We start from the raw sequence: 12871 nt of genomic DNA on the forward strand, positions 1-12871 counted from the left end.
CACTTATCATTATTATGACACAAGCCCCACCTGGCAAGGCCGCCCCAGACCACCTGTAGCGCTCAGCTCAGGGTCACGGATTTGTATGACAATATTGCCCTAACCATCTTCAATCAGACACATATTGGTCAGGATAACTTTTCGGGACGGGAAATGGGGACTCCTTTTCAAACTAATCTGCTTCTATTCTATCAAATATCTAACGATAATATGATTTTTTCTACAAAAAAGGAGGACTGATGCATCAGACCCTCCCAGACCTGACAAGCAGGCCCCAATTCAACAAATAAATAACAACATATCAAGAACTGAATTGCAAGAAAATTTCAAAAATCTGAATAGATTACTGTTATCTGTTTTCTAGCGTTTCCAGAACTTTATCACAGACTATAATGACTTCATCAAATGAAATTTCTTTAGCGTAATCGTAATGTTCTTGGTATTTTATCCAATTAGATTTCATTTCAGGTCGTTCTACCATCTCCGAAAGTAACTCCCTGAAATCAGCAATATCAAGATCAGTTCCACGGTAGGCAAAGGTATTGACACAGGCATTCTGTAGCTTGGAGAAATCAAGAGAATCTCCTCTGGTTTTCCCTAAAATATAAACGTCATAAAAATCTTTACTTCTAGTATTCAAAAAACCTCTTCTATAGATGGTTTCCAACTTTTCTGCCAATATTGTTTCGACATTGTAGGAAAGAATGGTATACTGACGTTCAAAGAAGATACTCTTGTAGGCATAAGAAATTGACTTGGGCGTTATCGGATCTCCAGTCGCAATATCAAGTGGAACAGTCTGCCTGATATTTTCCAAGTGGCAGATAATCGAAATCCGATCCCCCCGTATGGATCCTCGTCTTTAATCTCACTTATCTTTCCAATTTCAAAATGAATATCATCATCAATCAAAATTTCTTTCAGAGCTTCACTAAGTACCTCTCGGTCCATGGGTAGGTATTCAATAACAAAATCCATATCTGAAGTTGTTCTACTTTCTAATCCGATGATATTAGACAAGAGAAATCCACCCTTGAAAAAAAATTATTCTGATATGGACTTGCAGCAATCTTACCCAATATCACTTCAAGAAAATAGTAGGTCATGGCTACGTTGAAGGAAACTCCTTTCTCAACGGCTATTTTATGGCAAAGTGCTGTCAATTTATTCTTATTCAAATTAGCACTTCCAAAATTTCTCTAACTTTCTTCTCAATCCCCATTTTTATGGCATACCGATAGAGTTTTGTTAGATTTTTACTATTACTTGACATATATCTTTTGAGAGCTGTTGAAAAAATTTCTACATCTAGTTTTGAACGATTAGAAATCAAGTCGCATATGGTACGCTCCTTATCATAAGTCAGAACTTCATTACCAAAGCTTGTCACAACACATATCTGGCCCAGTTTATGCAAATCTTTCTTAATATAGTGAACCCTAACCTTATCTGAGAAAGCATTGGCATTGTATCCTGAATAAACAGTTACCTCAAGATATTTAGGAATGACATCTATCAGCTGATGAAGATATAGGGCTGACAGATAAGAGTAAATCGTAGCTTGGTACCTGAGCTGGAAAATATAATACTCATCCAAGACACTATCAGCTTTTCGATACAAACCTCGAGATATTTTAATCAGTTGTCCTTTGGCAACCATTCTACTGAGATAAATACGTGGAATACCTAATTCAGTTAAATCAGCAGTTCGTATCAACTCTTGTCTATCTAAAAATGCTAGGATTTTCTCTGTGTAGTTCAAAATTTCCACCTCGAAATGTTACTTATGTGCTTATATTATATCACACATGAGCTCTAAAGTAACAATAATTACCTTTCCTAATTTCCTCTATCATTTTCGATTGAGACTTTCCTGATTTTCTCTAAAAATAATTGACTTTTTCCAGTGACCAATATAAGATAAAGTTAATCGCGAGGTTAGCCCTAATGGGCGCTGGAGGATTTCAACCTTATATTCTCCTCAATAAATCCCCCTTGGTTCTTTTCCAAGGGGGATTTTGGTTGTCATTACAAGTTCTGTTACCAAATTACAATATAGGACATTGCTTGTCACTCATCTAAACTCTACACACAAAATATTATATCTCCTTATTTATAAGAGATACTTTCTAATCCCTTGATACATCTATGTAATTTGCACCTGTCATTATTATGACACAAGCCCCTCCAGGTAAGGTAGCACCCGACCAAGCATAGCGTTCGTGATCTCGAATCTGCATGACAATATTGCCTTGTCCATCTTCAATCAGACACATGTTGGTTAAAATGGTTTCTTGACTACGTAGCATGAGTGCTCCTTTTCAAAATAATCTACTTTTATTTTATCTAATCCATAGCCTTGAGTTCCAAGACTACATCGCGGATTTCAGCAGCCAGTTCGAAATCAAGCAACTCTGCGGCTTCCTGCATTTGTTTTTGCAGTTTTTTGATAGCCTCTTGACGCTCTTTTTTGTTCATAGCTGAGTAATCAACCGTATCTTCTGCTACATCTGTTCCAGCTGATTTACTGATGGCGATGAGGTCACGGATTTCTTTCTTGATCGTCTGTGGTGTAATGCCATGTTCTTGGTTATAAGCTATCTGAATTTCACGACGGCGGACAGTCTCATCCATGGCTCCTTGCATGGAATCAGTAACTTTGTCCCCATACATGATAACATGCCCTTCAGAGTTACGAGCTGCACGTCCAATGGTCTGAATGAGTCCGCGCTCATTGCGAAGAAACCCTTCCTTATCGGCATCTAGAATAGCTACCAAACTTACTTCTGGCACGTCAATTCCTTCTCGCAACAAGTTGATTCCGACTAGGACATCAAAGACACCTAGACGCAGATCGCGTATAATCTCCGTACGCTCCAAGGTCTTAATATCTGAGTGCATGTATTTGACTTTGACACCCATCTCTTTGAAGTAATCGGTCAAGTCTTCAGCCATCTTCTTGGTTAAGGTCGTAACAAAAACACGTTCCTTCTTATCAACTCTGGCATTGATTTCACCAAGGAGATCATCCATTTGTCCCATAGTTGGACGTACTTCTACTTCAGGATCCAAAAGTCCTGTTGGACGGATAATCTGTTGGATAACGGTATCGGTCTGTTCACGCTCATAATCACCAGGTGTAGCGGAAACATAGACAATTTGATGCACATGACTTTCAAATTCCTCACGGCGAAGCGGGCGATTATCCAGAGCCGAAGGCAGGCGGAAACCGTAATTGACCAACATCTCCTTGCGGGAGCGGTCACCGTTGTACATACCCTTGATTTGTCCCATGGTCATGTGACTTTCATCAATCATAATGAGAAAATCTTCTGGGAAAAAGTCTAAGAGTGTGTATGGAGGCTCCCCTTCCGAACGGCCATCCATGTGGCGAGAATAGTTTTCGACACCGTTTGTGTAGCCCATTTCTCGCAGCATTTCCACATCATATTCTGTTCGTTGGCGGATTCGTTGAGCCTCAATTAATTTCCCTTCTGACTCAAAGAGTTTGACCTGTTCTTCCATTTCTGCCACAATTTTGGCAATAGCCGCTTCCATATGGTCATCATTTGTCATAAAGTGAGTTGCGGGAAAAAGGACCAAATGATCGACTTCTCCTAAATTACGACCCGTCAGACTTTCAATTTCGCGAATACGATCAATTTCATCCCCGAAAAATTCTACACGAAAAGCATGTTCATCGCGGCTGGCTGGAAAGATTTCAAACACATCTCCACGCACGCGAAAGCGTCCGCGCTGAAAATCAATGTCATTGCGCTCAAACTGGATATCTACCAACTGATTCAATAATTGGTCACGAGAAATTTCCTGTCCAGGACGCAGGCTGACTGCTGAATCCGCATATTCTTTTGGAGAACCCAAACCATAGATACACGAAACTGAAGCCACTACGATTACATCATTTCTCTCTAATAAGGATGAGGTTGCTGAGTGGCGAAGTTTGTCGATTTCATCGTTGACAGAACTGTCTTTCTCGATATAGGTATCAGATGATGGCACATAAGCCTCAGGTTGGTAATAATCATAGTAAGATACGAAATACTCAACCGCATTTTCAGGAAAAAATTCCTTAAACTCGCCATAGAGCTGGCCAGCCAATGTCTTGTTATGAGCGATGACTAGGGTTGGCTTGTTGACTTTTGAGATGACTTGACTCATGGTATAGGTTTTTCCTGTACCAGTTGCTCCCATGAGAATCTGGGCTTTTTCGCCACCTTCTATATTGTCCACTAATTTTTCAATCGCCTGAGGCTGGTCGCCAGAGGGTTCATATTTTGAAATTAATTTAAAGTGATTATTTTCTCTTCTATCAATCATAATTAAGATCCAAAGGGCAGATAGCATATAGAGATAAAAAGTAAGCTAATCAAAGACATTCCTATCTTGGCGCTTTTTATCTTTTTGGCAAGAATCTGTCGTCCCTTATTCCTTTCTTTGTGTCACTCTATTTTATCACAAGCCACTCTTATCTACGAAAAAGAGAGTTATTTCCGATTAACAACTCTCTTCTTATATAAAGTCCAAGCTAGATAAGAAATATAAGTTCCCATGACAAGAGAAGCAAAAATAGAAGCTTCTGGTCCAAAATCGCCTCCAGACATGAAATCTGGTACACTTCCATTTACAAATCTCATAGGGGCATAAGAGGTGGACAGGCCAGAAACCTTTAGCCCAAAGAAACTACCTTGGAAACAATTCCAAGCAGCATGTATGGCAGAAATCCCCCAAATATTATCCGTCTTCAAAACATAAAGGCAGGCTAACAAGCCAAAAAGTCCGATATTCAGAATAGAAATCCAATTGACCGATGGATTTTGTAGGTGAAGAATGGCAAAAAGTAGGCTAGAGATACTTGTTCCAATCCATAAACGGGTATGTTTAGAGATGACTGGAAAAAGCCATCCACGCGTCAATAATTCTTCTGTCCCACTCTGGAGCAACCAAAAGGGGATGATGAACAGAAAAGTAAGGATATTAGCCCCAGAAAAATCAAGTTGAGATAGTTGAATACTTGATGTAGCAACTTGTAAACCAACGACAGCACCAATTAAAAGAAAACCAATCCCCCAGCCTTTTAGAAGTTGGAGCCAAGCTTTCTGCTTGAAGAAACCAAGCCCCCTTGGCGAACGTCTTTCCACAGCTATAACCCAAAGAAAAAGGAGTAGGGCCGGAAAGATAAAGGTCAAGAGATCTATAAAAATTGGGTCTAGAGTAAACATAAGAAACTGCATGACTTGTCCGGGCAAAGACATAAGAAGACCCCAAATGAGAGTTGAGCCTAAAAAAGAACCCAGTTCGATAAAGAAAACTAATAAAAAGATTGTCGCTAAAGAGTAAAGCCAGGCTAGTAGTTTGTTATTAATACCTCTGACTGCGGCAAAAATCCGTGCCTCTTTCATAGAAAAGTCTCCTCATATTTTATGGTTCTATTGTAACAAATTTTTAAAGAGATTTAAAGAAGAAAAGCATCAGTCTCGGTATGTCAGAAAATCTAACATGAAAGTTCTAAGAATTTGCCAATTTTCAGAATTTATGCTATACTTTTACTCATATTTAGAGAAGGAGATTGACATGAAGAAAAAAATACTGATGTTGCTTGCAACAATCTTACCACTATTCTTTGTCTATTCTACTGTTAAGGCAGCAGATATTACCATTGTATCTGATACAGCCTATGCACCATTTGAGTTTAAGGACTCAGATCAAGTCTATAAAGGGATCGATGTTGACCTTATTGAGGAAGTCGCTAAGCGTGCTAATTGGGACTTTTCCATGGACTATCCGGGCTTCGATGCGGCTGTCAATGCCGTTCAAGCCGGTCAAGCGGATGCTATCATGGCCGGTATGACCATCACAGATGCTCGTCAGAAGGTCTTTACATTCTCAGATCCTTATTACGACACCAAGATTGTCCTCTATACTCGAGCTGACCAAAAAATAACGGATTACAGTGAGTTAAAAGGGAAGAATGTAGGTGTTAAAAACGGAACGATTTCTCAAACATTCCTTGAAAAGAATAAGGATAAGTACGGCTACACTGTCAAAAGCTTTGATACTGGTGATTTGATGAATAACTCATTGGATGCTGGTGCAGTGGATGCAGCTATGGATGACCAACCAGTTGTCCAATTTGCTATCAACCAAGGCAAACATTATGCTATTCATATTGCCGGTGAATCAGTAGGAAGTTTTGGTTTTGCTGTTAAAAAAGACGGCAAGCATGAGGACTTGGTGGAAGACTTTAACAAAGCCCTTGCTGAAATGAAGAAAGACGGCACTTACGATGCCATCATGGCAAAATGGTTGGGCGAGGAAAAAGCCGATGATACCAAAAAATCTACTGCATCTGCTTCAAGTAGTTTGACCCTCACTGGAGATGCTAAAGTCAAAGCTAGCCCCGTCAAAGCTAACTACAACATTTTCATGGATTCATCCTTTGCACCATTTGAATACCAAAATGATGCAGGCCAGTACGTTGGTATCGATGTTGATTTGATTAAAGCAATTGCAGAGCAACAAGGTTTTACTATCACTCTCTCTAATCCAGGATTTGACGCGGCACTCAATGCTGTCCAAGCAGGTCAGGCCGATGCCGTTATGGCAGGTATGTCCATTACAGATGCCCGCAAAAAGATCTTTGATTTCTCAGACTCTTATTATACCTCTAACATTCTTTTGGCTGTAAAATCGGGTAGTTCTTATGCTTCTTATGACGACCTTTCAGGTAAGACCGTTGGTGCAAAAAATGGAACTTCTTCTTATGCTTTCTTAGAAGAAAATGCTAGCAAATACGGCTATACAGTCAGAGCCTTCGACGAAGCTTCAACCATGTATGATAGTTTGAATACCGGTTCCATTGATGCCCTCATGGATGATGAAGCTGTTCTTCGTTATGCCATCCAGCAGGGCCGTGAGTTTGATACTCCAATTCCTGGAGAACCTTCAGGTGCATATGGTTTCGCAGTAAGCAAGGGTTCTAATCCAGAGTTGATTGAAATGTTCAATAATGGTTTGGCAGCTTTGGTAGAGTCTGGTAAATACGACGAGATTGTTGAAAATTACCTTGGTAAAACTGAAGAAACCGATACACAAACTAATACTGTTGATGAATCAACGATTGGCGGACTTCTATCAAATAACTATAATCAATTGCTGTCTGGATTAGGAACAACACTCAGTTTAACTCTAATTTCCTTTGCTATCGCTTTGGTTATCGGTGTTATCTTTGGTATGATGAGTGTTTCTCCAAATAGCATCCTCCGCGGGATTGCTTCTGTCTTTGTTGATGTAGTCCGTGGTATTCCGCTTATGATTGTGGCTGCCTTCATTTTCTGGGGAATTCCTAACTTGATTGCGTCACTCACTGGTAACCAAAGTCCAATCAATGACTTTGTCGCTGCTACCATTGCCCTATCTCTTAATGGTGGAGCTTATATCGCTGAGATTGTCCGAGGTGGTATCGAAGCTGTTCCTTCAGGTCAAATGGAAGCCAGCCGTAGTTTGGGTATCTCTTATGGTAAGACCATGCAAAAAGTTATCTTACCTCAGGCCGTTCGTCTCATGCTTCCAAGTTTAATTAACCAATTTGTTATCTCATTGAAAGATACTACGATCGTATCTGCTATCGGTTTGGTAGAACTTTTCCAAACTGGTAAAATCATCATTGCGCGTAACTACCAATCTTTCCGTATGTACGCTATCTTGGCAGTTATCTACTTGATTATGATTACCTTGCTGACTCGCTTGGCCAAACGATTAGAAAAGAGGCTTAAATAATGGCAGAATTGAAAATTGACGTTCAAGATTTGCATAAATCATTTGGAAAAAATGAAGTGTTAAAAGGGATTGATGCCAAGTTCTATGAGGGCGATGTTGTCTGTATCATCGGTCCTTCTGGTTCTGGTAAATCCACTTTCTTGCGTACGCTTAACCTCCTTGAAACCATTACAAGTGGTAAAGTTGTGGTAGATGGTTTTGAACTATCGGATAAACACACCGATGTGGATAAGGCTCGTGAAAATATCGGTATGGTATTCCAGCACTTCAATCTCTTCCCGCATATGTCCGTTTTAGACAATATTGCTTTTGCTCCTATCGAATTAGGGAAAGAAAGTAAAGAATCCGCTGAAAAACATGCACGTGAATTGCTCGAAAAAGTTGGTTTGTCAGATAAGGCTGATGCTATGCCTGACAGTTTGTCTGGTGGTCAAAAACAGCGTGTGGCTATCGCTCGCTCACTGGCTATGAATCCTGACATCATGCTCTTTGATGAACCAACATCAGCTCTTGACCCTGAAATGGTCGGAGATGTTCTTAACGTAATGAAAGATTTGGCAGATCAAGGCATGACCATGTTGATCGTAACTCACGAGATGGGCTTTGCTCGCAGGGTAGCTAACCGTGTCATCTTTACAGATGGCGGCCAATTCTTGGAAGACGGAACACCTGAAGAAATCTTCGACAATCCAAAACACCCTCGTTTGATTGACTTCTTAGATAAAGTCTTGAATGTTTAATGGCAAAAGGAACTCGGTTGAGTTCCTTTCAGATTGTAGACAAACTTCATTTTTGAGGTTTGTCTTTTTTTGTATTTTCGGAATAATGATGCGAAATGTAGTGAAAATTGACAGATTTGGACAAAATAAAAAGGCTTCCCAGCCATCATTTTCACCAGTTTTTTGATATTAAGACATGCCAAAGTCAGTCCAACCTTGTCTTCCATTTTTGACTTTCCTCTTTCTCTTGTATAGCGCAAATTATGGTACTCTTTGGCTGTTCCAAAGAGCCGTTCAATCGTTTCCTTACGCTTCTGATAAAGCTCCTTCATTCCTTTTTGATGTCGGATATCTTCACAAATCTCAAGGGCCTCTTTCCATATATGACGTGTTATAACCTTCTGATGGTTTCTGCTTTCTGTACAGACAGATAGTAAAGGACATTGTGCACAAATTTTAGGATCACTCTTGTATTCACGATAGCCCTCACGGGTTGTTGTTCGATAGGTTAGTTCTTGATTTTCTGGACAAAGGTAACAGTCGAAATACTCATCGTAGATAAAATCTTTTGGTCGTAGTTTCCCTTTCTTTCCTCTAGGTCTAGTGTATGGAAAAACAGGAGTAATATTTTGGTCTAGAAGAAACTTGGCAATACTTGGTGTTTTATAGCCGGCATCCGCAATCAGGTAGTGTGGTTGAAAGGGTTCAATTTTAGAAAATAGAGTAGGGAAAGCTTGGCTATCATGAATATTGCCTGCTTCAACTGTATAAGCCAGTGCCCAACCGTGCTTATCACAAGCTACCTGAGCAGAATAGGCAAATACTTCCTTATGTTCGCCCTTATGAAACCAACCGCTCTCTGGGTCTGTGGTTGAAATTTTCTTTTCCTTAGCCTCGCTTTCTGCGGGCTTTAGCGACTTTTTTGCCTGTTTTTTCCTATCTAAATCAATCTCAAGTTCCAGTTGGTCACTCATAAACTTGGCTTGTTGTTCCACTAATTGCTTGGTGTACTTGTGATTATTCGCCGCAGCTTTGATATGAGTTCCATCCACGAAAATTTCAGAAGGGTCAATCAAACCAGCTCTTAAGGCTTGATTGAGAATTCGAGAGAAAATCTCAGAGATGAGCTCTTTTTCTTGGAATCTTCGACTGTAATTCTTCCCATAAGTAGTGAAGTGGGGGACCCTGTCATCGAGAGTAAGACCGAGAAACCAACGATAAGCCATATTGACTTCGATTTCCTTGATAGTTTGACGCATGGACCGAATACCATAGAGGCACTGAATAAGAGGGATTTTAACCAGCATGACAGGATCTAAACTCGGACGACCATTATCGGTTGAGTAGGTGTCCTCTACCAACTCATAAATGAAGTTAAAATCAATCACCTCATCAACTTGACGAAGGAAATGATCAATTGGAACAAGGTCATCAAGTGTATAGAAACCATATTTATTGCGGTTGTAATCTGGTTTTTCCTTATGAAGCATAGCCAAACCTCCTCATACTAGATACTTTAATTATACTCCTATTCACAAAGAAAAGCCCTTAGAAACCTAATTCCGAGGACTTTGTCTTCAGTCTGAAAGGAACTCGGTTGAGTTCCTTTTTTATTTATCTGAAAATGAAATATTGATATCTCCAGAGCTCCTTTCCAGACTAAACTCATCTAAAACATCCTGAAAAAGACTACTTTCTAATTTATGATTTTTATTTTAAAAAAATTTTTTCTACTTTATGAAAATGATAGATAATTTCCTACTTATCATCAGATTTCAAAAACTACACACAGTATGAATGGTAGATAAAGTCTGACACATTAGTAGAGATGATTTAAACAAAAATACAAAAAATTGAATAAATTTATTCTTCTCAATTTCTAGTAAATAAATAAGAAATTACTTGCTTGATGATTAGTAATAGAAACGAAACATCACTTGACAACGCTTCCATAAACTGCTAAACTGTTTATGAAAATAAAGGGAGGTAAGGAGCCATGAAAAACTAAGAAATCACTTATTGGTATAGTGTTTTAGTTCAGAATAGATACTAGACGTTATCAAGTTGTGGTTTTTTAGTGAGCTCTACTTCTCCCCAAACTAGCATGCACCAGCATGCGGTCTTTTTGAAGTAACTCAACTATCCCTGCTTGATAAAGTAGGGATTTTCTATGTCTCTTAACGATTGCTGGTCAATAGGACCTAGCAGAGTTTAGAGACATTGATGTAGTTCGAACATCTGGGAGAACTACGGTCTGTACCAGTCTTAACGATTGCTGGTCAATAAGATCTAGCAGAGTTTAGAGACATTGAGGCAGTTCGAACATCTGGGAGAACTACGGTCTATACTGGTCTTAGCAAGACAAGCTTGAAAAGGCGAAGGTGAAACTCGACACCTTGATGCAGTCCCGACCAAAGTCAAAACTGGAACTGTAACACTCGGCAGAAAATAAGCTTTCATTTATAGGAGAAAGGAACCATCATGAAAAACCTAAATCAATTGAAAAAACAAATAAAGCAGGCAGAAGGCAAACATTCTCATGCTAGTGCGAACCATAAGACTATGAAGCCAGTTCATACCAATCAACATGGTAAAAACATCATTAGCCATAGTAAAGGCAATAGATAACACACACAAAGGAGGTAATATGCTACAGATTGAAAACCTCACCATCACCCATCAGACCGATCTGCAAGACTTAATAAAAGACCTTAATCTGGTCGTCAATCCCGGTCAAAAACTGGCAATCATTGGAGAAGAGGGAACTGGTAAATCCAGTTTGATTAAATCCTTTGTCAATCCTAATTTACTTGAACGTTACGCCCATCTTGAGGGTAAAATTACCAATCAATTTCATCTGATTGGCTATTTACCTCAGCATTTAGAAAAGAAGCAACTCAAGATGTCTGTTACTGACTTTCTTTACAAGGACTTGAACTACGATCGCTTTAATTTTAATCTTTTCTATCGCTATGCTGAACACTTCGGATTGGACTTAGACCGCTTTGAACATCAAAACCAAAACATAGCTAGTCTATCTGGTGGAGAAAAATTAAAGGTTCAACTTATTAAACTATTGGCCACGGATCCGGATCTATTGATTTTGGATGAGCCGTCCAGTGACTTGGATTTGGATACGATTCAATGGTTGGAAACATTTATCAAAAAAACAGAGAAAACGGTGCTCTTCATCTCACATGATGAGAATTTATTGGCACAGGCTGCGACTTCTATCTTACATCTAGAGCTATTAAAAAAACGTAACACACCACGTGCTACATTTTTTCAAGGGAGCTATGAAAATTATAAACTGGAAAGACAGACTCGCTTTGAGCGTCAGCTCCAACTAGCCAATAAAGAACGAGAAGAGCATGCCAAAAAGATGGACAAGCACAACCGCATTCATCAGAGTGTTGAACACACCTTGCGCAATACTCACGATAGCACTGCTGGTAGGTTGTTAGCCAAACGCATGAAAGTCGTGCTCGGTCAAGAAAAGAGACTAGTGAAAGAAAGAGAGAACTTCACAGAAATTCCTCAAGATATGGATGCTATCCACCTCTTCTTCTCAACTATCCAAACCTTGCCAGCAGGCAAAGTTATCCTCAATTTAGAGGATAAAACCTTAGATACAGGACAAATCATCCACTTACAGATAAGGGGGCAAGATAAACTCGTTATTACCGGAAAGAATGGCATTGGAAAATCCAGATTACTAAGAGAAATTTTGGAAATTCTACGTTCCAGAGAGAGTCTATCTGTCGGATATATGCCACAAGAGTATGAGGAGGAATTCGACCCAAAGGATACCGCACTTTCTTTTCTTACTCAAAGAGCCAGTGAAGAGAAAGCAAGGTCTCTTTTAGCCAGTCTCCAGTTTACCCGTCAGGAAGTGCAACATAACGTTCAGAATTTATCCGGTGGTCAAAAAGCCAAATTATTCCTAGCTCGCATGGTCTTAGAAAGCAATAATGTTTTAATTCTAGATGAACCAACGCGCCACTTCTCTCCAACGAGTCAACCACTTATCCGCCAACTGGTGGTGGACTATCCGGGTACTATTATCAGCGTTTCCCATGACCGTCACTTTATTAATGAGGTTTGTACAAAGATTTATCAATTAGATAGCCAGCATCTTTCTCTTTTAGAAGATAAAGCCAAGTAATGCTGCTAAAAGAACAAACATTGGGGCTGGAACTGGGAAAAAGCATATTTTATAGACTTTTTACACTGAATTTGAAAAGAGGCAGGAAATGACAAGTGATAAAAGTAGCTGAGTGAAGAAGAATTAAATTTATCCTAATATTTTGACCTATTTACCTCAAAAAGAGACTAGGTAGAGTAAAAGGCTTAGA

The 12871-nt window shown here is 39.5% G+C and carries 7 protein-coding genes and 3 pseudogenes; 4 read left to right on the forward strand and 6 right to left on the reverse strand.

Features of this window, described 5'->3' with window-relative positions:
• Window positions 1-349: 349 nt before the first annotated feature.
• From BN1356_RS13005 to BN1356_RS04380, 5 genes and pseudogenes are all read right to left on the reverse strand, one after another.
• Window positions 350-1020, reverse strand: a pseudogene (locus tag BN1356_RS13005) (nucleotidyl transferase AbiEii/AbiGii toxin family protein).
• A 154-nt stretch (window positions 1021-1174) separates the two neighbouring features.
• Window positions 1175-1762 (reverse strand): type IV toxin-antitoxin system AbiEi family antitoxin domain-containing protein, encoded by a 588-nt coding sequence (locus tag BN1356_RS04365; protein ID WP_176694223.1) that lies wholly within the window; start codon window positions 1760-1762, stop codon window positions 1175-1177.
• Between the two features lie 421 nt (window positions 1763-2183).
• Window positions 2184-2309: pseudogene (locus tag BN1356_RS04370) on the reverse strand (8-oxo-dGTP diphosphatase); the annotation flags it as partial.
• Between the two features lie 37 nt (window positions 2310-2346).
• A complete protein-coding gene (gene uvrB, locus BN1356_RS04375; RefSeq protein ID WP_093650508.1) occupies window positions 2347-4338 on the reverse strand; it encodes an excinuclease ABC subunit UvrB in 1992 nt (663 codons plus the stop codon).
• 167 nt (window positions 4339-4505) lie between these two features.
• Window positions 4506-5420 carry a CPBP family intramembrane glutamic endopeptidase gene (locus BN1356_RS04380; protein ID WP_093650193.1) on the reverse strand — a complete coding sequence of 305 codons (915 nt, stop codon included), beginning with the start codon at window positions 5418-5420 and terminating at the stop codon, window positions 4506-4508.
• 172 nt (window positions 5421-5592) lie between these two features.
• On the opposite strand from BN1356_RS04380, the gene BN1356_RS04385 reads away from it, so the two are divergent.
• Together BN1356_RS04385 and BN1356_RS04390 are read left to right on the forward strand one after the other, a co-directional pair.
• The gene (locus tag BN1356_RS04385; protein WP_093650194.1) at window positions 5593-7797 is read left to right on the forward strand and encodes an ABC transporter substrate-binding protein/permease; all 2205 of its coding nucleotides are present in this window, start codon (window positions 5593-5595) and stop codon (window positions 7795-7797) included.
• Window positions 7797-8537, forward strand: a complete 741-nt coding sequence (locus tag BN1356_RS04390; protein ID WP_093650195.1) for an amino acid ABC transporter ATP-binding protein — start codon at window positions 7797-7799, stop codon at window positions 8535-8537. The genes BN1356_RS04385 and BN1356_RS04390 overlap by 1 nt, the downstream gene beginning before the upstream one ends.
• Here BN1356_RS04390 and BN1356_RS04395 read toward each other — a convergent pair.
• Window positions 8514-10006: pseudogene (locus BN1356_RS04395) on the reverse strand (IS1182 family transposase). The gene BN1356_RS04390 and the pseudogene BN1356_RS04395 overlap by 24 nt on opposite strands.
• 991 nt (window positions 10007-10997) lie before the next feature.
• Between BN1356_RS04395 and BN1356_RS12590 the strand changes: the two are divergent.
• Both BN1356_RS12590 and BN1356_RS04400 read left to right on the forward strand, forming a co-directional pair.
• On the forward strand, window positions 10998-11144 hold the full coding sequence (locus BN1356_RS12590) for a hypothetical protein (protein WP_176694224.1): 147 nt from the start codon (window positions 10998-11000) through the stop codon (window positions 11142-11144).
• Window positions 11145-11163: 19 nt separating this feature from the next.
• Complete coding sequence (locus BN1356_RS04400; protein WP_093650196.1) at window positions 11164-12681, forward strand: ATP-binding cassette domain-containing protein; 1518 nt, start codon at window positions 11164-11166, stop codon at window positions 12679-12681.
• Window positions 12682-12871 lie beyond the last annotated feature (190 nt).

The organism is Streptococcus varani (assembly GCF_001375655.1).
GTDB classification, from domain to species: domain Bacteria; phylum Bacillota; class Bacilli; order Lactobacillales; family Streptococcaceae; genus Streptococcus; species Streptococcus varani.

Excerpts from the sequence above, each read along its gene's own strand:
- uvrB (WP_093650508.1), bottom strand. The coding sequence starts at position 4,338 with ATGATTGATAGAAGAGAAAATAATCACTTTAAATTAATTTCAAAATAT.
- BN1356_RS04380 (WP_093650193.1), bottom strand. The coding sequence starts at position 5,420 with ATGAAAGAGGCACGGATTTTTGCCGCAGTCAGAGGTATTAATAACAAA.
- BN1356_RS04385 (WP_093650194.1), top strand. The coding sequence starts at position 5,593 with ATGAAGAAAAAAATACTGATGTTGCTTGCAACAATCTTACCACTATTC.
- BN1356_RS04390 (WP_093650195.1), top strand. The coding sequence starts at position 7,797 with ATGGCAGAATTGAAAATTGACGTTCAAGATTTGCATAAATCATTTGGA.
- BN1356_RS12590 (WP_176694224.1), top strand. The coding sequence starts at position 10,998 with ATGAAAAACCTAAATCAATTGAAAAAACAAATAAAGCAGGCAGAAGGC.
- BN1356_RS04400 (WP_093650196.1), top strand. The coding sequence starts at position 11,164 with ATGCTACAGATTGAAAACCTCACCATCACCCATCAGACCGATCTGCAA.